This is a genomic window from Kitasatospora sp. NPDC036934 (genome assembly GCF_055608425.1).
In genome coordinates this window covers 165,344-184,332 of sequence record NZ_JBVJQR010000006.1, presented here as the reverse complement: position 1 = coordinate 184,332, position 18,989 = coordinate 165,344, and the positions used below count along the sequence as shown (strand labels likewise).

General features: G+C 72.3%; 18 protein-coding genes. 12 read left to right on the top strand and 6 right to left on the bottom strand.

Going from position 1 to position 18,989, the window contains the following annotated elements; genetic code table 11:
• Window positions 1–13 precede the first annotated feature (13 nt).
• The 8 genes from ACZ7BZ_RS11460 (at window position 14) to ACZ7BZ_RS11425 (ending at window position 8,292) form a co-directional block, all read left to right on the top strand.
• The gene (locus ACZ7BZ_RS11460; RefSeq protein WP_470358171.1) at window positions 14–1,150 is read left to right on the top strand and encodes a sugar ABC transporter substrate-binding protein; all 1,137 of its coding nucleotides are present in this window, start codon (window positions 14–16) and stop codon (window positions 1,148–1,150) included.
• Between the two features lie 71 nt (window positions 1,151–1,221).
• On the top strand, window positions 1,222–2,001 hold the full coding sequence (locus ACZ7BZ_RS11455) for an ATP-binding cassette domain-containing protein (RefSeq protein ID WP_470358170.1): 780 nt from the start codon (window positions 1,222–1,224) through the stop codon (window positions 1,999–2,001).
• A gap of 71 nt (window positions 2,002–2,072) precedes the next feature.
• Complete coding sequence (locus tag ACZ7BZ_RS11450; RefSeq protein ID WP_470358274.1) at window positions 2,073–3,341, top strand: sugar ABC transporter permease; 1,269 nt, start codon at window positions 2,073–2,075, stop codon at window positions 3,339–3,341.
• A 69-nt stretch (window positions 3,342–3,410) separates the two neighbouring features.
• Window positions 3,411–4,082 (top strand): class I SAM-dependent methyltransferase, encoded by a 672-nt coding sequence (locus ACZ7BZ_RS11445; RefSeq protein ID WP_470358169.1) that lies wholly within the window; start codon window positions 3,411–3,413, stop codon window positions 4,080–4,082.
• A 58-nt stretch (window positions 4,083–4,140) separates the two neighbouring features.
• Window positions 4,141–4,578 carry a GNAT family N-acetyltransferase gene (locus ACZ7BZ_RS11440; RefSeq protein WP_470358167.1) on the top strand — a complete coding sequence of 146 codons (438 nt, stop codon included), beginning with the start codon at window positions 4,141–4,143 and terminating at the stop codon, window positions 4,576–4,578.
• 184 nt (window positions 4,579–4,762) lie between these two features.
• Window positions 4,763–4,885 carry a hypothetical protein gene (locus ACZ7BZ_RS11435; RefSeq protein ID WP_470358166.1) on the top strand — a complete coding sequence of 41 codons (123 nt, stop codon included), beginning with the start codon at window positions 4,763–4,765 and terminating at the stop codon, window positions 4,883–4,885.
• Window positions 4,886–4,946: 61 nt separating this feature from the next.
• Window positions 4,947–5,168 carry a hypothetical protein gene (locus ACZ7BZ_RS11430; RefSeq protein WP_470358165.1) on the top strand — a complete coding sequence of 74 codons (222 nt, stop codon included), beginning with the start codon at window positions 4,947–4,949 and terminating at the stop codon, window positions 5,166–5,168.
• A 106-nt stretch (window positions 5,169–5,274) separates the two neighbouring features.
• Complete coding sequence (locus tag ACZ7BZ_RS11425) at window positions 5,275–8,292, top strand: hypothetical protein (protein ID WP_470358164.1); 3,018 nt, start codon at window positions 5,275–5,277, stop codon at window positions 8,290–8,292.
• Window positions 8,293–8,516: 224 nt separating this feature from the next.
• On the opposite strand, the gene ACZ7BZ_RS11420 is transcribed toward ACZ7BZ_RS11425, so the two are convergent.
• A complete protein-coding gene (locus ACZ7BZ_RS11420; RefSeq protein ID WP_470358163.1) occupies window positions 8,517–9,992 on the bottom strand; it encodes an aminopeptidase P family protein in 1,476 nt (491 codons plus the stop codon).
• Window positions 9,993–10,177: 185 nt separating this feature from the next.
• Between ACZ7BZ_RS11420 and ACZ7BZ_RS11415 the strand changes: the two genes are divergently transcribed.
• From ACZ7BZ_RS11415 to ACZ7BZ_RS11405, 3 genes are all read left to right on the top strand, one after another.
• Window positions 10,178–10,819, top strand: coding sequence for a hypothetical protein (locus tag ACZ7BZ_RS11415; RefSeq protein ID WP_470358162.1), 642 nt, complete (start codon window positions 10,178–10,180; stop codon window positions 10,817–10,819).
• Entirely contained in the window at window positions 10,816–11,220 is a 405-nt protein-coding gene (locus tag ACZ7BZ_RS11410) for a hypothetical protein (RefSeq protein WP_380459689.1), read from the top strand. The genes ACZ7BZ_RS11415 and ACZ7BZ_RS11410 overlap by 4 nt, the downstream gene beginning before the upstream one ends.
• 112 nt (window positions 11,221–11,332) lie before the next feature.
• Window positions 11,333–11,539 (top strand): hypothetical protein, encoded by a 207-nt coding sequence (locus ACZ7BZ_RS11405; RefSeq protein ID WP_470358161.1) that lies wholly within the window; start codon window positions 11,333–11,335, stop codon window positions 11,537–11,539.
• Here ACZ7BZ_RS11405 and ACZ7BZ_RS11400 read toward each other — a convergent pair.
• Together ACZ7BZ_RS11400 and ACZ7BZ_RS11395 are read right to left on the bottom strand one after the other, a co-directional pair.
• The gene (locus tag ACZ7BZ_RS11400) at window positions 11,523–14,417 is read right to left on the bottom strand and encodes an AfsR/SARP family transcriptional regulator (RefSeq protein WP_470358160.1); all 2,895 of its coding nucleotides are present in this window, start codon (window positions 14,415–14,417) and stop codon (window positions 11,523–11,525) included. The genes ACZ7BZ_RS11405 and ACZ7BZ_RS11400 overlap by 17 nt on opposite strands.
• Window positions 14,418–14,443: 26 nt before the next feature.
• Window positions 14,444–15,493: a Scr1 family TA system antitoxin-like transcriptional regulator gene (locus tag ACZ7BZ_RS11395; RefSeq protein WP_470358159.1), complete on the bottom strand. Its 1,050-nt coding sequence runs from the start codon at window positions 15,491–15,493 to the stop codon at window positions 14,444–14,446.
• 431 nt (window positions 15,494–15,924) lie between these two features.
• On the opposite strand from ACZ7BZ_RS11395, the gene ACZ7BZ_RS11390 reads away from it, so the two are divergent.
• Window positions 15,925–16,152 (top strand): hypothetical protein, encoded by a 228-nt coding sequence (locus tag ACZ7BZ_RS11390; protein ID WP_470358158.1) that lies wholly within the window; start codon window positions 15,925–15,927, stop codon window positions 16,150–16,152.
• Between the two features lie 262 nt (window positions 16,153–16,414).
• On the opposite strand, the gene ACZ7BZ_RS11385 is transcribed toward ACZ7BZ_RS11390, so the two are convergent.
• From ACZ7BZ_RS11385 to ACZ7BZ_RS11375, 3 genes are all read right to left on the bottom strand, one after another.
• Entirely contained in the window at window positions 16,415–16,861 is a 447-nt protein-coding gene (locus ACZ7BZ_RS11385; protein ID WP_380459696.1) for a hypothetical protein, read from the bottom strand.
• A gap of 78 nt (window positions 16,862–16,939) precedes the next feature.
• Window positions 16,940–17,674 carry a dethiobiotin synthase gene (gene bioD, locus ACZ7BZ_RS11380; RefSeq protein ID WP_470358157.1) on the bottom strand — a complete coding sequence of 245 codons (735 nt, stop codon included), beginning with the start codon at window positions 17,672–17,674 and terminating at the stop codon, window positions 16,940–16,942.
• Window positions 17,671–18,975 carry an adenosylmethionine--8-amino-7-oxononanoate transaminase gene (locus ACZ7BZ_RS11375; RefSeq protein ID WP_470358156.1) on the bottom strand — a complete coding sequence of 435 codons (1,305 nt, stop codon included), beginning with the start codon at window positions 18,973–18,975 and terminating at the stop codon, window positions 17,671–17,673. Before ACZ7BZ_RS11375 ends, bioD begins: the two co-directional genes overlap by 4 nt.
• Window positions 18,976–18,989 lie beyond the last annotated feature (14 nt).

Here is an 18,989-nt window from a genome sequence, read left to right as displayed (position 1 = left end):
GAGAGGCATCTTCATGAGCATCGGGCTTCGTCGCATCCTCGCGGTGACCGCAGTGGTCTCCCTCGGCCTGGGCGCCGCGTCCTGCGGCAGCGCCAAGCAGTCCTCGTCGGGCGGCGGTTCGTCGGGCTCCGCCGCCGGGGGCGCCGGGGCGAGCGGCACAGTGGCGGTGGGGGCGGTGCGGATCGGCCTGCTGCTGCCCGAGAGCAAGACCACCCGCTACGAGCAGTTCGACCGCCCGCTGATCGAGCAGAAGATCAAGCAGCTGGCGCCCGAGGCGCAGATCGACTACTACAACGCCAACCAGGACGCGACCCTCCAGCAGACCCAGGTGGACACCGCCCTCACCAAGGGCGACAAGGTGCTGATCCTGGACGCGGTGGACGCCAAGTCGATCCAGTCCTCCGTCCAGAAGGCTCACGACGCGGGCGTCAAGGTGCTCGCCTACGACCGGCTCGCCCAGGGCCCGGCCGACGCGTACGTGTCCTTCGACAACCACAAGGTCGGCGAACTCCAGGGCCAGGCCCTGGTGGCGGCGGTCGGAGGCAAGTCGGGCTCGGGCGAGATCTTCATGATCAACGGCTCGCCCACCGACCCCAACGCGGCCGACTTCAAGGCCGGTGCGCACAGCGCGATCGACGGCAAGCTGAAGATCGGCAAGGAGTACGACACCCCCCAGTGGGACCCGAACACCGCCAACCAGGAGGCCGCCGCCGCTATCACCGCGATCGGCGGGGCCAATGTGGTCGGCGCCTACTCGGCCAACGACGGCATGGCCGCGGGCGTCGCGACCGCCCTCAAGGCGGCCGGCCTGAGCGTCCCGCTCACCGGCCAGGACGCCCAGCTCGACGGCATCCAGCGGATCGTGGCCGGCACCCAGACCATGACGATCTACAAGCCGTTCAAGCCGGAGACCGACATCGCCGGGCAGATGGCCGTCGCGCTGGCCGCGGGCAAGTCCCTGGACTCCACCCTGGCGCCGACCACGGTCACCAACGGCAGCGGCAACAAGATGCCGGCCAACCTGATCACCCCGGTCGTCGTCGACAAGAACAACATCAAGACCACCGTGGTCCAGGACGGCCTCTACACCGTCGCCCAGATCTGCACGCCGGACTACGCCGACGCCTGCAAGGCCGCCGGCCTCCAGTAGCCCGCGGCACCCCCCCCGAAGTCGAACGGCCCCGCTTCCACGCCGGAGGCGGGGCAAGGGAGTTGGTCACTGTGCCAGGTGAGACCGTACTGGCCCTGCGCGGGGTCTCCAAACGGTTCGGCGCCGTCCAGGCGCTCACCGACATCGAACTGGAGGTGCACACCGGCGAGGTGCTGGCCCTGGTCGGCGACAACGGCGCCGGCAAGTCCACCCTGGTCAAGTCGATCGCCGGGGTGCACCAGCCCGACGACGGCGCCATCGAGTGGCAGGGCCGGCCGGTGAGCATCCACCGGCCGCAGGACGCCCAGCAGTTGGGCATCGCCACGGTCTACCAGGACCTCGCGCTGTGTGACAACCTCGACGTGGTCGGCAACCTCTTCCTCGGCCGCGAGATCCGGCGCTTCGGCATCCTCGACGAGGTCGCCATGGAGAAGCGTTCCCGGACGTTGCTGGACACCCTCTCCATCCGCATCCCCAGCGTGCGGATCCCGGTCGCCTCGCTCTCCGGCGGCCAGCGCCAGGTCGTCGCGATCGCCCGCGCGCTGATCGGCTCGCCCAAGGTCGTGATGCTGGACGAACCGACCGCCGCCCTCGGCGTCGAGCAGACCGCCCAGGTCCTCGACCTGGTCGAGCGGCTGCGCGATCAGGACCACGGCGTGATCCTGATCAGCCACAACATGGCGGACGTGATGGCCGTCGCGGACACCGTCGCGGTGCTGCGCCTCGGCCGCAACAACGGCGTCTTCGACAAGCGCTACACCAACCAGGAAGAGATCATCTCGGCCATCACCGGCGCCACGGACAACGCCGTGACCCGCCGCAGGGCCCGCGGCCAGGAGGGTTCCCAGTGAGCGACCACAATCCCGGGGACTTCCCCGGCGGCGAACCCGAACGCCACCGCACCCCGCTGCCCGAGGAGAGCATGCCCACCGGCGGCGTCAACGCGCCCGTCCCGGTCGCCCCGGAGGCCACCCCCGCGGTCGACCCCCGGCTGATCGTCCGCCAGGAGGGCATCAAGGGCTACCTGGGCGAGTTCCGCCGCCGGTTGAGCAGCGGCGAACTGGGCTCGCTGCCCGTCGTGCTGGCCCTGATCGTGATCTGGGCGGTGTTCGGCAGCCTCAACAGCAGCTTCCTGTCCGCCCAGAACCTCTCCAACCTGTCCCAGCAGATCGTCGGCACCGGCATGATCGCGATCGGCGTGGTCTTCGTGCTGCTGCTCGGCGAGATCGACCTCTCGGTCGGCTCGGTCAGCGGCCTGTGCGCGGCGATCTACGCCGTCCTGAACGTCAGCAACGGCGTCAACCAGTGGGTCGCCCTGATCTCCGCGATCGTCGGCGGCACGATCGTCGGCGCCATCCAGGGCATCTTCTTCGCCAAGGTCGGCGTCCCGGCCTTCGTCGTCACCCTGGCCGGCAACCTCGGCTGGAACGGCCTGATGCTCCAGGTGCTCGGCGCCAGCGGCACCGTCAACCTCTCCGGCACGGACATCGTCTCCCGGCTCTACAGCACCATCTACGGCCAGCAGATCGCCGCGTACGGCGCGGCGTTCGTCGGAGTGGCGCTGTTCCTGCTCGCCTCGCTGGTCGACGCCCGCCGACGGCAGGTCGCGGGCGTGCCGTCCCGGCCGGTCGCCGACATCGCACTGCGCACCGTGCTGCTGGCGGTCATCGCCTTCCTCGCCGCCTACACGCTCAACCAGTACAAGGGGCTGCCGCTGGCCCTGCTGATCTTCCTGATCTTCATCGTGGTGCTGGACTTCGTGCTGCGCCGCACCTCCTACGGGCGGCAGGTGTTCGCGCTCGGCGGCAACATCGAGGGCGCCCGCCGGGCCGGCATCAACATCTCCTGGATCCGGATCAGCGTCTTCGCCATCTGCTCCACCATGGCCGGGATCGGCGGTCTCTTCCTGGCCGCCCAGATCCAGTCCGCGAGCCAGACCTCCGGCGGCGGCAACCTGCTGATGAACGCCATCGCGGCGGCCGTCATCGGCGGCACCAGCCTGTTCGGCGGGCGCGGCAAGACCTGGTCGGCGCTGCTGGGTGCGCTGGTGATCGGCTCGATCCAGTCCGGGATGAACATCCAGGGTCTGAGCAACGCCATCCAGTTCATGATCACCGGCGCGGTGCTGCTGGCCGCCGTCGTGATCGACTCGCTGGCCCGGCGCACCCAGCGGGCGGCCGGCCGGGCGTGAGCGGCACCCGGCGGGCGGCCGGGCGTGAGCGGCGCCCGGTGGTCCTGACGCCTGCCCTATGCTGCGGGCATGCCGAGTGAGCTGCGAGTTCATCGACCAGGCACCGATCAGGCGTTCATCCTGCGGGAGACCGAACTGACGCCCGTGCCCTTCGTGCCCGAGATCCGCCTCCGGATGGCGCAGGACGCCATCGCCCTGTGGGAGACGACCGAGCGCGACCGCGGACTGGCCGGACTGCCGCCGCCGTTCTGGGCGTTCGCTTGGGCCGGCGGGGTCGCGGTCGCCCGCTACGTGCTGGACCACCCCGAACTGGTCGACGGGCGGGCGGTGCTGGACATCGCGGCCGGATCCGGACTGGTCGGGGTGGCGGCCGCGCTGCGCGGTGCGAAGGACGTCCGGGCCGCCGAGATCGACGCCTACGCCGTCGCCGCGATCGGACTCAACGCCGAGGCCAACGGCGTACGGGTGGCCGGTGCACTGGTCGACCTGGTGGACGGCGACGGCGCGCCCGCCGAGGTGGTGCTGGCCGGCGACGTCTTCTACGAACGCGCCATGGCCGCCCGCTTCCTGCCCTTCCTGGAACGAGCCGCCGCCCGCGGCGCCACCGTGATCGTCGGCGACCCGGGCCGTGCCTACCTGCCCCGGGAGCGGTTCACCGCGGTGGCCGCGTACCAGGTGCCGGTGGTGGCGGACCTGGAGGACACCTCGGTCAAGACCACCACGGTGTGGCGGCTCGGCTGACCGTCCGCAGCGCGGAATTCCCGGCGGCGCCGCCGGACAACCCGATAGACAGGCCGACATGACCGAACAGATCGTGGTGCGCACCGCCGTACCGGAGGAGATCCCCGCCCTGCTCGCCCTCTGGGCCCGGGCCGCCAAGGGCACCAGCATCACCGACGACGCGGCAGGCGTCGCCGCACTGCTCGCCCGGGACCGGGACTGCCTCCTCGTGGCCGCCGCGGCCGAGGACCCGGGCACCCCGCTCGGCACCGTGATCGCCGGCTGGGACGGCTGGCGGTGTCACCTCTACCGCCTCGCCGTCGACCCCGAGCACCGCCGCCGCGGCATCGGCGCCGCCCTGCTGGCCGCCGCCGAGGAGCGCTTCGCCGCCCTCGGCGGCCGGCGGGTCGACGCGATGGTGCTGGACGACAACGCCCTCGGCCACCGCACCTGGCAGGCGGCCGGCTACCACCCGCAACCCCAGTGGAGCCGCTGGGTCAAGCCGCTGCCCGCCTGACCGCTCGGGACGGCGGCCGGAACTTCCACCCCCGGCCGCCGGTCAGCAGGATGGTGATCACCGGGAGGGCGGCGCGGGCACCGAGCCCCGGCCGGTGCGGAGCAGCCGGCTCCGACCGCCACCCGGCACCTGTCAGCCGCCACCCGGCACCTGTCATCCGTCATCCGTCTTCCGGGGGGAAGCCATGTCCAAGGCCGTCCGACTGATCACCCTCGCGTTCACCGCCGTCACCCTGTCCGGAACCGGGGCGTTCCTGCTGTCCGTCGCCGTCGGCCCGCAGACCCCGGACGGCATCGGCTGGGACTGATCCGGTGGTCCCCGTCCATCTCACCCTGGTGCCGACGGGACCGCGCCCACCCACGGAGGACGTGGCCCACGCCCTGGAGGACATCCTGTGGGCCCACGCGAGACCCGAGACCGCCCTGGAACACCTCCGGGTGCGGGCCGACTCCACGGCGATCGGGATCGTCTGCTACCTCCGTGCCGCCACGACCGAGACCGCGCGGGCGAGGGCGCGACAGCTCGTGGCCGACGCGCTGGCCGCGTCGGGGATCGGGCTCGACGGATACACCGTCACGCTCCGGTGCTGACCGGCCCGTCCACGCCCCGAAGGCCCGCCCACGCCCCGAAGGCCCGCCCACGCCCTGAAGGGGAGACAACCGTGCCGTCCCTGCGTTCCGATCCGGAGCTGATCCCGTGATGCTCGCCCACCGCCTGGGCCGCGGACTGCTGTCCGCCGCCCTGATCGCCCTCACCGCCGTTCCGGCCGGCCTCGTCGCCGGGCCGGCCGCGGCGGCCGACGCGCCGTCGCCGTCGGCCCCGTCCGCCCCGACGCCCGTGAACCTGACCGCCGCCGGCCCGTTCGCGGACTCCTTCCGGCAGAGTCCGTCGCTGAACACCGTTCCGCTGCACGGCCTCAACGTCGGCCTGGACGCCCGCCAGCAGGGCAGCGCCCGGACGGTGTCCTGGACCAGGACGTCCGGCCGTTGGGACACCCAGGCACCCCCGGACTCCGCGGCCGCGCAGGTCAGCACGGCCGACCAGCCCAACCGGCTGGTGTTCACCCAGGGCGTCTCGGCCGTCATGCTCGGCGCGCCCGTGATCGCCGACACCGACGGCACGTACACCGTCTCCACCGTGGTCGACCCGGCGGTGGGGGAGAGCACCGGCAACGACTGGGCCTCGGTGGTGCTCAGCCGCAGCCACCGCGCGACCGGGTACGTGACCAACGGGGATGTCGACCTGGGGCTGACCGTCACCTCGGGCGGGAAGTTGTCCCTCTTCCACGGCGGGGGCGGCGAAACCCCGTTCTGGCAGGGGTCGGTGGCGCCGGCCGACCGGTACGCGGTCGCGCTGAAGGTGTCGACCGGCGCCGACAAGGCCGTCACCCTGACCGTCAACGGCACGGCCTTCACCGTGAAGGGCCCGGCGTCGGTCAACCGTTGGCCGAGCAGCGCGTTCCTCTACCTCGGGGCCTACCTCTCCGCTCCGGGCGAGCAGACGACCTTCGGTGACGGCAACGGCACGGGCGTCAACGTGAGCCGGATCGACGCCGCCGCGACGGCGGGTGCCAAGCCCTTCGTCGACACCTTCGACGGTGCCCCGGCGGGTACCGACAACGGTCTGAATGACGACCTGAGCGCCCGCCAGCCCACGCTGGTGTCGGCCGACTACTCGGCGGTGTCCGGCAGCAGGGGCCTGGCGGCGACGCCCCCGGAGGGCTCGGTGCAGGTCAACAGCCCGGCCGCGCCGAACGTGCTGTCCTTCCCGCAGGGCACCGCAGCCGTGCGGCTGACCAAGCCCGCCACCGCCGACCTGTCCGGCTCGTACACGGTGCACGCCCGGCTCACCCCGGCCGTCGGCCGCACCGCCGGTACGGACGCGGCCACCCTGCTGGTCAGCAACGCCTCCGGCGCGACCGGCGCGGTGGACGCCGAGGACGTCGCGCTCGGCCTCAAGGTCCAGGCCGACGGCTCGCTGAAGCTCTACCAGGCCGGGCAGCCGCTGCCGTTGCTCACCGCCGCCGTCGCGCCCGGGGGCGGCAGCTACGACGTCTCGCTCACCCTCACGGGCGGCACCGCCCGGCAGGCCACCGTGACGGTCAACGGCAGTACGGTCTTCACCGGTGCGACGCCCGCCGCCCTGCCGCGCGACGGCTACGTGCACCTCGGCGCCCAGCGCGCCACCCCCGGCACCGTCACCACGGCCGACGACCTGCGGGTCAGCATGCTCGGCGGGCTCGACTACTACGGCTATTTCGACATCATGGACCCGGACCCGACCAACAACAGCGTCGACCACAGCGCCGATGTGGCGGCCTGGACGAACATGAACAACTTCGTCCTCCAGGACCTCACCGACCCGCGCTACGCCGGGTTCCTGGACTACTGCCGCCCCGCCTCCTGCGTCATCGACGTCAGCAAGCAGGTCGCGGTGCCGGACCCGACCCGGCCGGGCAAGAACAAGCCCAACCCGGACGCCCCGGCGGCGCTGGCCGGGCTGGTCACCCGGATCGGCGGGAACCTGGACAAGCTCTCCGCGATCTACACCCTCGACGAGCCGTACTACCAGGGCTTCGACGCCGGCCAGGTGCAGACCCAGGTCAACCAGGTGCACGGCGCCTTCCCCGGCAAGATGCTCGCCTACACCACGGACGCCTACCGCCTGACCGCGCCCGTACCGAGCGGCGTCGACCTGGTCGGCTTCGACAACTACTGCCCGGGCCGCGCCGTTGTCGAACAGAACCTGGCCACCCTCCAGGGCGCGCTGGCCTCGCCCGACCAGCACCTGGTGCTGTTCCCGGAGTCGATCATCCCGGGGGTCAACGGCTGCGAGTCGGCCACCGACGCGGTCATCGCCGGCAACAACACCGACTACCGCGCCATCGCCGCGCAGCACCCGAGGGTCGTCTACCTACAGAACTTCCGCTGGCTCAACGCCCAGCAGGGGAGCACCATGCCGCTCACCACCCAGCGCCAGCAGGCCATCGGCACGGCGGTCGTCAACGCCACTCCGCAGCCCGCCCGGGCCGGGGTCGGCGTCTACCGGCCCGGCGATCACAGCGTCACCGAGAACAGCCACAACGACGTGGTGATCGGCACCTCCGGCAGCTCGCCGCTGTTCACCGGCCCCGACGACGTCCCGCTGGCCGGCCACTGGAACGGCCCCGGCACCGACACCGTCGGCGTCTACCACCCGGCCACGGCGACCTTCGTCCTGCCGGGCGCCGACGGCACCACCACCTCGTACGTGTTCGGCGTTCCGGGCGACATCCCGGTGGTCGGCGACTGGAGCGGCCACGGCCGTACCACCATCGGCGTCTACCGGCCGGGCGACCAGACGTTCTACCTCAGCGACGACAACGCCAACCCCACCTACGCGCTGACGTACGGCAACCCGGGCTGGACCCCGCTGGTCGGCGACTGGAGCGGCAGCGGGCGCACCACCATCGGGGCGTACGACCCGGCGACCCAGACCTTCTACCTGCGCGACACCAACACCCCGGGCGGCCAGGCGGACCACACCTTCCGCTACGGCAACCCGGGTGACATCCCGATCAAGGGCGACTGGGACGGCACCGGCATCGACACCGTCGGCGTCTACCGGCGGGCCGACCGGGCCTTCTACGGCTCCGCCAGGGAGGGCACGCTGACCGTCTACGGCAGCGTCTTCGGCAACCCCGGGGACCAGCCGCTGGTCGGCAACTGGGGCTGAGCGGGCCGTTCAACGCCCGCGCTCGAGCCGGGGGACGAGGTGCTGATCCGGCGATGTTCCTCTGGCTCGATCCGGACGAGGAGCGGCTGTTCGACTACCTCGCCGTCAAGCCCACCGAGGTCACCCCGCTGCCCGGCGGCGGACGTGGTGGCGCCGTGGGGCGGATGGCCACGTCGCTCGGGGGTGCGGCACCCGGGGGTCACCGGGTGCCGCACGGGCCGCGCTCAGCCGCGCAGGCGGGCCAGCCAGGCCTCGACCTCCGCGGAGCCGCGCGGGAGGTCGGCGGAGAGGTTCTCGTTGCCGTCCTCGGTGACCAGGATGTCGTCCTCGATCCGCACCCCGATGCCCCGGTACTCCTCCGGCACCGTCAGGTCGTTCTGCTGGAAGTACAGCCCCGGCTCGACGGTGAGCACCATGCCCGGCAGCAGCGTCCCGTCGACGTGCTCCTCGGTGCGCGAGTGGGCGCAGTCGTGGACGTCGATGCCGAGCATGTGGCCCGTCCCGGCCAGGGTGAAGCGGCGGTGCAGGCCCAGCTCGTACACCTTGTCGGCGGTGAGGTCGCCGAACAGGCCCCAGGCGGTGAGGTGTTCGGCGAGTTCGCGCTGGGCGGCGTGGTGGAAGTCGCGGAAGTCCGCGCCGGGCCGGACGGTCGCGATGCCGGCCTCCTGGGCGGCGTGGACGGCGTCGTAGACCTTCCGCTGGACGTCGGTGAAGCGGCCGGAGACCGGCAGGGTGCGGGTCACGTCCGCGGTGTACAGCTCGTTGGTCTCCACGCCGGCGTCGAGCAGCAGCAGGTCGCCGGGGCGGGCCTGGCCGTTGTTGCGCACCCAGTGCAGGGTGGTGGCGTGCGGCCCGGCGGCGGCGATGGTGCTGTAGCCGACGTCGTTGCCCTCCAGCCGGGCCCGGACGAAGAAGGTGCCCTCGATCAGCCGCTCGGGCGTCGGGGCGTCCGTGCCGAGCACGCGCACCACGTCCTCGAAGCCGCGGGCGGTCGCCTGGCAGGCGAGGCGCAGCTCGGCGATCTCGAACTCGTCCTTGACCAGGCGCAGTCCGGACAGGAAGACCTCGAACTCGGCGTCCCGACCGGTGTTCTGTCCGGCGCCCGCCCGGCCGTCGAGGGCGGCTTCCACCCCGGCGTCGTGCCCGCGCAGCACCCGCACCGGAGCGGTGGCCGCGGCCAGGTCGGTGCGCACGGTGCGGACGTCCCGGCAGGGCAGGCCGAACAGCTTCTCACTCTCGGTCAGGCTGTTGCGGCGGCCGTCCCACAGCTCGCCGTGGCCGTCCAGCCAGAACTCGCCGCTCTCGATGTCGGAGCGGTTGCGCAGGTAGAGCGCCGCGTGGTGGCCGGTGTCCCCGGCGGGCTCCAGCACCAGGACGGCGTCCTGGGACTGGTCACCGGTCAGGTAGACGTAGTCGGAGGACGGGCGGAACGGGTAGTCGGTGTCATTGGCCCGCACCTTGGGGTTGCCGGACGGCACCACCAGCAGCTCGCCCGGGAAGGCGGCGGACAGCGCGGCCCGGCGGCGCTCGGTGTGGGCGGCCTGTGCGATCGGCTCCAGGCCGTGGCGCTCGGTGTCGGCCCAGCCGTGCTTCATGCTCTCGGCGAGTTCCTCGGTCACCCCGCGTGTCAGGCCGTTCTTGCGGTACTTGATGGGCTCGGTGGGCTGGGCGGGCTCGATGGGCTGGGCGGACTCGGTCACGGCGGACTCTCCAGTCGGGGGCCTGGGTGCGACGCCTCGTCGCGTCGACCTGCCTGGTACGTAACAAGCGTTGTGTACCGTATATCGAACGGGGCCCGAAGAGAAGGGGCTGAGGACGGGCCCTGACGCGAACTGGTCTGGACCGGGCCGCGACGGGCGGTTCCCCATGCGGCAGGATGATCGGCATGACGGACACCCTCAGCTGGCTCGCGGAGCCGGAGTCGATCGCCTTCGGCGGCTACAGCGTGGTCCTGGCCCGTGGTCTGGAGCCCGCGGAACTCGTGGCCCGGATCGCCGCCGAAACCTTTCCCCGGCGCACCGCGCGGCCGCTCGGGCCGTCCACCGCCGAGGACCTGATCGAGGAGCACGAACTCGACCTGATGAGCGGCACCGAAGACGTCGCGCTGCGGTACGGACAGTCCGGCGACCTCGCATTCGCCGTCGCGTACGGCTACTGGCAGGGCGAGCTGTCCCTCCCGGCATCCGTCTCCCGCGGTGGCGCCGAGGTGTACCACGTCGAGTACGAGGAGGAGAACGGCAAGCCGGTGCCGCCGCAGTTCGACTCCTCGCGGGACGGTCAGCCGCTCTGCTCCTTCAACCTCCACCTCGACGCCAGCTGGGGCCACGACGGCGTCGACGGCGACCCGGCGACGGCCGCCGCGGTGACCGCCGACCTGGCCGCCGCGGGACTGCCCGACCCGGAGCGCAGCGGCCGGGACGTCCACCGCAGCTGCCTGGAACTGCTCGGCCGCCGCTTCGGACTGGCCCTGCCGCGCGCGGCCGTGCTGGACGGCGAACTGCCCGCCGTACTGCTGGAGGCCGCGTGACGGCGTCGGGGGCGTCCTGGGCGTTCGGCTGCGCCGAATGCTACGGCGAGGACGCGCAGGCGGTGTGGGCGCGCCAGCGCGAGGGCTTCGCGTACGAGGCGGCGGTGGTGGCCGACCCGCACTTCGCCGTCTCCGTCCGCCGCTGCCTGGCCTGTGCCCAGCGCTTCGGCTGGATCCGCACCGAGTTCACCGACTGGTCGGGCGGCGACGACGCCTCCTACCTGACGATCGTGCCGCTGACCGGCCGGGAGGCCACCGCACTGGCCGTCGGCACCCTCGCCCCGCTCGACCTCGGCCCGCTCGGCGAGGGCCGCCGCCACCTCCACCACGACCGGCCGAGCGGCGGCCCGGCCCGACTGCACTGGGCCACCGGGCCGTTCCCGGTCGAGGAGGGCCACTGAGCCGTGGCCGGGTTCGCCGGTCCGCAGGCGGGGCGGGGGCGTTGATCGGCTGTCTACCGGCTGCTGCGAGCGTGCGGACACTTTGTTGGCACGTGAGCAAGGAGCGTGAGAAGTGTTTCCGACAGTGGCGACCCGTACGGTGGTCGGCGGCGTGGCCGCCCTCGCGGCGGCGGCCGGCCTCTTCGCCGTGACGGCGGGGAATCCGGTACGGGACGAGGCACGGGACGGCTCGTCGGCCTGCGGGGGGTCGGCGGACGTCCAGTGCCTGGCGAACAAGGTGGCGTGGAACGGGACGGGGCTGGTCATCCGCCCGAGGTGACCGGCCCGTCCGAAGTCACCGGCCCGTCGGCGGTGACCGGCCCGTCCGAAGCGGCCGGCCCGTCGGCGGTGGCCAGCGCCGACAGCAGCGACCGGGCGTCGGCGGATTCCGGGGCGCCCAGGCCGCTGAGCAGCAGGTGTGCCTGCGCCGCGTGATCGCGGGCGCCGGACTGGTCGCCGCGGGCGGCCATCGCATGGGCCAACACCAGGTGGGCGAGGACGCGTTCGCGCTGTCGCCCACCTCGCGTTGCCAGCCGCAGGGCGTGGTCCGCCTCGTCGACGGCCTCCTCGACCCGCCCGAGCAGCCGCAGCACGTCGGCCAGCCGACTACGGGCCGCCGACTCCCGGTCCAGGTCCCCGGCGGGGCGGGCACGGTCGACGCAGCGGCGCAACTGTGCGGCGGCGGCGTCGAGTTGGCCCAGCTCCTGATGGGCGAGGCCGAGGACGTAGTGCACATAGGCCGTCATCGCGGCGTCGGTGGTGCCGGGGCCGGCCAGCAGCCGCCGACAAGTCTCCGCGGCCTCTTCGGCGTGGCCGCTGCGGATCCGGGACAGCGCCGCGTTCGCGGTGCTCGCCAGCTCGCCCGAACGGTGTCCGAGTCGGCGGGCGAGGGCCGCGGCCTGGTCGAAGGCGGTGATCGCCTCCTGGTGTCGGGCCTGGGCCTGGGCGATCAGGCCGAGGTCGTTGAGGGCCTGACGGTGCACGGCCGGGTCGTCCGCCTCCTGGCAGGCGCGGGCAGCCTGCCGGGCCTGGTCGGCGGCCTCGTCCAGCCGGGCCCGGGCCAGCAGGACGGTTCCCAGCAGGAACCGGGCGCGGCCCTCGGCGGCGCGGTCGCCGCAGGTGACCGCAGCCGTGATGAGGAGGCGGGCCGCCTCCTCCGCCCGGCCGGCGAAGGCGCCGAGGCCGAGCGGGCTCAGGGCGATCAGCAGGTCGACGGCGGAGCGCAGGGTGGCGGCGTCCGGGGTGAGGGTGGCGGTGGCGGCGGTGAGCGCCACGGCGCCGGGGGTCTCGGCCCGGGCCCAGCGGCGGGCGTCCGCCAGGTCGGCGAAGCCCGGGCGGGTCACCGGCTCACCTTCACCGAAGACGTCGGCGACCGGGTCGCCGGGGACGGCGAGGGCGAAGGCCGTCCGGGCGCGGGTCAGGAGCAGGGCCAGCAGGCTCCGGTGCGCGGCCGTGCGTTCGGTTGCGTCGAGACGCAGGGACGTTCGGCGGGCGAAGGCCCGTACCAGGTCGTGGAAGCGGTAGCGTCCGGCGCCCGTCGACTCCAGCAGCGCCTGGTCCACCAGCGCTTCGGCGAGGCGCTCCGCCTGGTGCTCCGGTAGGCCCAGGACGGCCGAGGCCGAGGCCAGGCCGAGGTCCGGCTCCACCCAGGAGAGGACCCGGAACGCCGTTGCCAGTGACGGCGGGAGGAGCCGGTAGCTGAGCTGGAAGACCTGCTCGATCGCGGCGATGCCCTCGCGGTCGTCGGCCAGCAGCCGGACGAGCTCGGCGATCGGCTGGTCGGGGGAGGCCGCGAGCCGGGCCGCGGCGATCCGTACGGCCAGCGGGAGCCGGCCGCAGGCCTCGACCAGCAGTTCGGCCTGGGCGCGTTGGGCGGATCGGCGGGCCGGGCCGATGACGGAGTCCAGCAGGTCGAGCGCCTCCTGCCCGCTGAGCACGTCCAGCGCGATCCGCCGGAGGGACGGGATGCTGGGCAGCGCGGTGCGGCTGGTGACGATCACCGCGCAGTCGGAGGAGCCGGGCAGCAGGGGCTGGATCTGGGCGTCGTCCCGGGCGTTGTCGAGGAGGATGAGCAGCCGCTTGCCGGTGCTGGCGGTCCGGAAGAGCGCGGACCTGCCCGCGAGGTCCTTGGGCACGGCGGACGGGCGGACGCCCAGGGTCATCAGGAAGTCCGCGAGGAGGTCGGAGGCGCTGGCGGGGACGAGGTCGGCGCCCCGGAGGTCGGCGTGGAGGCGGCCGTCGGGGAAGTCGGGCCGCAGGGCGTGCGCGGCGCGCACCGCGAGGGCGGTCTTGCCGACGCCGGCCATGCCGGTGACGGTGACCAGCCGCAGGCCTGGGGTGTTGTGGTCGGTGAGGGCACGGGCGATGTCGGCGACGTGCTCCTGCCGACCGGTGAAGTGCGCCGGATCTTCGGGTAGTTGGTCGGGATCCGGCTCGTGACGGAGATCTAGCTCGTGACGGAGGGCGGTGATCTCGGGCCCGGGTTCGATCCCGAGCTGCTCGACCAGCCGGGAGTGCAGCGCGTCGTACACGGTCCGCGCTTCGGCCGTGCGGCCGCTGCGGTGCAGGGTGCGGATGAGCAGGGCCTGGAGGCGTTCACGAAAGGGGTGTTCGGCGGCCATGGCCTCCAACTCCGTTAGCCGGTCGGCGGAGTCGGAGAGGGAGAGGAGTTCCTCCTGGAGCGCGAGGCGCAGCTCAGAGAGCCGCTGCCGCTCGCGGTCCATCAGGGGGCCGGGCAGGTCGGCGAGTGGTTCGCCGCGCCAGAGGGCGAGGGCTTCGGCGAGGTGTTCCCGGGCCTGCCGGGGGTTCTTCCCCGCCAGTTCGTGGAGTTGCCTGACCCGCCACAGGTCGATGCGGCCCGGTTCGATCACGAGCCGGTAGCCGCCGGACTGGGACACCAGGACGGTCGGATCCAGCAGCTTGCGCAACTGTGAAACGTACGAGCGGAGGGCGACGACGGGCGAGCCGGGCGGCTCGTCGCCCCATAAGCCGTCCGTCAGTTGATCGGTCGTCACGACCGTGTTCGGCCGGAGGAGGAGGGAGACCAGCACGGCCCGCTGCCGTGGCGCCCCGAGCTCGACGGCCGTACCGGCGCGCCGCACCCGCAGCGCGCCGAGTAACGCGAACTCCAGCGGAGCAGGATCAGCAACTGGCCGCACGGCGTTCCCCTACGAGATGACGGACGTCAGACGGAGCCGAACTCGCCGGACTTGATACCGGCGATGAAGGACTGCCAGGCGGCCGTGCCGAAGGCGAGCTGCGGGCCATCGGGGTCCTTGCTGTCGCGGACGGGGAGGATCCCCGGCAGGCCCGGTGAAACCTCGATGCACTGACCGCCGCCGTCGCTGTACGAGGACTTCATCCAGGATGCGGGCTTGACCGTCGCGATGGGGAACATGGCTTGGAACTCCTTGAGACGCGTGCGGATGAGGGCCAGAGAGTCCGTACTTGAGAGGGCATGGGCCTGGAGCCCATCGTAAGCCCTCGCCAGGGAACGGATCTTGTCCTTGTCATCTCGCTCGACATAGCCCCGTTGGAGGGTTTCGAGGTAGGCCATCCAGGCCCCGTCCAGGGAGGTCAGGAGCGTGAACGGCCGACTGACGGGCAGGCATTCGCCGAGGCTGGACGGCGCGATCTGCATCATCACGTGCGGAAGACTGGCGATACTCTCAAGTCGACGGAGCTGTTCGGCCATGACGAACGGGCCGCCAACGGGCCTCAGACAGCTCTCCTCCATCACGACGTGGATCGAGGGAGCGGGATCTTTGTACAGCACTGCTTGCCGCGCCATGCGAACATTCAGGCGTTCGATCGCCTTTTCCTCGGGGATGTCACCGCGTCGGACCGAGGCATTGATGAGCGCGGAGGCGTAGCCCCGGGTCTGGAGCAGTCCGGGAATCACGTTCAGCTCGTAGATCTTGAAGGCCGTGGCCTTGGTCTCGTGCTCGATGTAGGCGACGAACCCGCCGATCAGTGTGCTGCTCTTCGTGCTCCAGTACAGGAGTTCAAGCGCTCCGCAGGTATCGAGCACCTTGTCGGCCCGTCGGAGGAGCTTGAGCGGGGCGGGGCGCGCTCCCGTCTCGATCAGGGAGATGAGCGAGTCGCTGTAGTTGATCAGCTTCCCGAGTTCGATCTGGGTGAGGCCCCTCGCCTTGCGGAATCGGCGCAGCTGCTCGCCGATGGCCTCGTTGGGGGTGGGAGTCCGCTCAATCTGCTGCTGCGTCAAGGTGATCACGCCATTCCACAATTCCGGCTGTCAAAGTGAACCCCTTCTTCTCCCGGGCACCATTAGCAACCATGGGGGGCGAATCGGCAACAAGAAAGGAGTTATTCCGTGGATATGACTAATAGTCAGACCGGTGAAAGCCTCATCCTCCGGCGGAACTTCCCGCCCTGCCGGTGCCCCCAGTGCGGGGATTCCGTCCCCGAAGCGCGAATCAGCGGATTCGTCGCCCCGGCGGCGCCGCCCGCTCGCCGGGTGGCGCCGCCGTCCGCGCCCTACCGTCCCTCCGCCGTCGGCGAGCGGGTCTTCGACGTCCGCTCCGGCCGCTGGGCCGCCTTCATGGGGTGGCAGCACGGGAGCGCGTTCCTCCGACCCCTCGGCGGCGGCATCGAGTGGGAGACCGAACCGCGTTGGATCACGAGCACCGAAGAGCGAGATGCCCGATGAGCAGCATGATCGACAGGATCACGGCCGAGGACCGTCGCCACGCGGCCGACGTCCTCGACGACCTCCAGGCCGTCCTGCACGCCGCCGACGTCAAACTCCCGTCCCTCGGGATCGACTGGCGCCTGGTCAAGGACACCGGTGTCGTCCTGATCGACCTCGGCGCCGCGCGACCGGACGTCATCGAGCGGCTGGTCGTCGTCCTCCGCAGGGGTATGCGACCGTAGGCGCCGCCGGCGTCGTCACCGTGGGCGGTTTCCTGCTCGCGGGCGTCGTCGTCCTCGCGATCCCCGACGACCTGTCCCGGCAGCCGATGCCCTGGTGTTCGTCCTCACCTTCCTCGCCGCCTCGACGGGCGGTTTCACGCTCACCGCCGGGTGGATGAGGGCGCGCACTTGAAAGCGCGGGCTTCGAGGAGTCTCGAAGCCCGCACTCGGGGCCGGACCCGTCGGGCATCGCGGTCACCTTCGAGGAGCGAGCGTCCGCTCCTCAGACGCCGTTGAGGGCGTAGCTGCGGAAGGTGGCCAGCAGGGGCAGTACCTCGGTCTTGCTGGGGTCCTCCGTCACGGCGCGCATGGCGTCGATCACCGTGTGGGCGATGACCTTGGTGACGGTGAGGTCGTCGGCGGCGGCGACCGTCCCCCAGGCCTTGAGGGTCTGGGTGAGCAGGGCGCTCATCCGGGCGCCGATGTTGGCGCTGACGGCGTCCGAGAGTTCGGCGATCTCCTCGTCGCTCATGCTGGACCGCAGCCCGAAAGCCAGCGCCATCAACGTGTCCATCGCGTGCTCGCCGTACGCGGCGACCAGCTCCGGCAGCGACCGCTCGTCGGCGCTGCCCGCCGCCAGGGCGGACAGCGCCTCGTGGTCGTCCTTCCACGCCGCCTCCAGGGCGGCCAAGGCCCGGAGGGCCTCGTCCATGCTCAGCCCGTCTGTCATGGGGGCAACGCTATTGAGCCCGAAGTGCCCGGCGCTGCAATTCGGGCCCCGGAATCACCCCATCGAGCGAAGCGGGCGCTATTCCGGCCGATGGAGGTGTGCGAAGTGCTCCGCGTTCCAGCTGCCGCCCAGCTCGGGGGCCAGCGAGGCGACGGCCAGGGCAGGGAAGTCGTCGGCCGCGCCCGCCCGTTCCGGCAGGGCGCCGAGCAGCGGGGCGCCGGCCGAGCGGGGCAGGTCAGCGAGGTTGCAGCGTTCGGCGAGGCCCGGTTCGGCGGGCCAGCAGCCGACCACGACGCCGGCGAGCGGGAGTTCGCGGGCGGCCAGGGCCTCGGCCGTGAGCGAGACGATGTTGAGGGTGCCCAGGCCGGCGGAGGCGATCAGCAGCACCTCGGCGTCGAGGCCGGCGTCCCGTACGGCCCGGGCCTGGTCGGCCAGCGTACGGCCCTGGTCGTCGTAGCGGACCAGCAGACCGCCCGCGCCCTCGACCAGCACCAGGTCGTGCGTCGCGGCGAGTCCGGCGACCTCGGCCACCACCTCGGCGGGGGAGAGGTACGGCATCCCGGCCCGTCGGGCGGCGGTGTCGGGGGCCAGTGGCTCGGGGTAGCGGACGAGTTCACTGATCGTCAGTTCGCCTGCCAGGCGCCGGACTTCGGCGGCGTCGCCCGGTTCGCCCGGTGCCACGCCGGTCTGTCCGGGCTTGAGCACGGCGACCTTCCGGCCGTCCCGCAGGGCCGCCGAGGCGAGAGCGGCCGTGGCGATGGTCTTGCCGACGTCCGTGTTGGTGCCCGTCACGAACAGGATGCGCGCGTTCATCCGGCCACCGCCGCGGCGGTCACGGCGGTGGCGATCCGTGCCACGTCCTGGTCCTCCGTCACGTAGGGGGGCATGGTGTAGATCAGGTCCCGGAAGGGCCGCAGCCAGACGCCCTCGCGGGCGGCCGCCTCGGTCGCCGCCGCGACGTTCACCGGGTGGTCCAACTGCACGACGCCGATGGCGCCTTGGACCCGCACGTCGTGCACGCCGGGAAGCGAGGCGGCCGGGGCGAGGCCGTCCCGCAGTCCGCCCTCGATGCGCTTGACCTCCACCGCCCAGTCCTGTCCGAGCAGCAGGTCCAGCGAGGCGTTGGCGGCGGCGCAGGCCAGCGGGTTGCCCATGAAGGTCGGGCCGTGGGCGAGGACGGGCATCTCGCCGCGGCTGATGCCGTCGGCGATCTTGCCGGTGCACAGGGCGGCGGCGAGCGTGAGGTAGCCGCCGGTGAGGGCCTTGCCCAGGCACATCACGTCCGGGGAGACGCCCGCGTGGTCGGCGGCGAACAGGGCGCCGCTGCGGCCGAAGCCGGTGGCGATCTCGTCGAAGACCAGCAACACGCCGTGGCGGTCGCAGAGTTCGCGCAGCATCCGCAGGTAGGCGGGGGAGTGGAACTGCATGCCGCCCGCGCCCTGGACCACCGGCTCGACGATGACGGCGGCCAGCTCGTCGGCATGACGAGCCATCAATTCCTCGAACCTCGCCGCGTATTCGGGGTCGATCGGGGCGTCGAAGCCGGCCGGCGGCTGTGGGGCGAAGAGCTGCCCGGGCAGCACCCCGCCCCACAGGTGGTGCATCCCGCCGTCCGGGTCGCAGACCGACATCGGGTGGAAGGTGTCGCCGTGGTAGCCGCCGCGCCAGGTCAGCAGCCGGCGCTTCTGCGGCTGCCCGGTGGACTGCCAGTACTGCAGGCACATCTTCATCGCGACCTCGACCGCGACCGAGCCGGAGTCGGCGAGGAAGACGTGCTGCAGCGGCTCCGGGGTGATCTCCACCAGGCGGGCGGCGAGCCGGACGGCGGGCTCGTGGGTGAGCCCGCCGAACATCACGTGGCTCATCCGCCCCAGCTGCTCGCGCACCGCCTCGTCCAGCACCGGGTGCCGGTAGCCGTGGATGGCCGCCCACCAGGACGACATCCCGTCGACCAGCTCGGCCTGCCCGCCCGCGACGGGCTCGGCCAGCCGCAGTCGGACGCCCGAGGCGGATTCGACCGCGTACGGGGTGACGGTGCCGGGCATCGGCCCGTACGGGTGCCAGACGTGCGCCCGGTCGAGGGCGAGCAGCGTGTCCGTGGACAGCTGGGACATGGTGAGATCGCTCC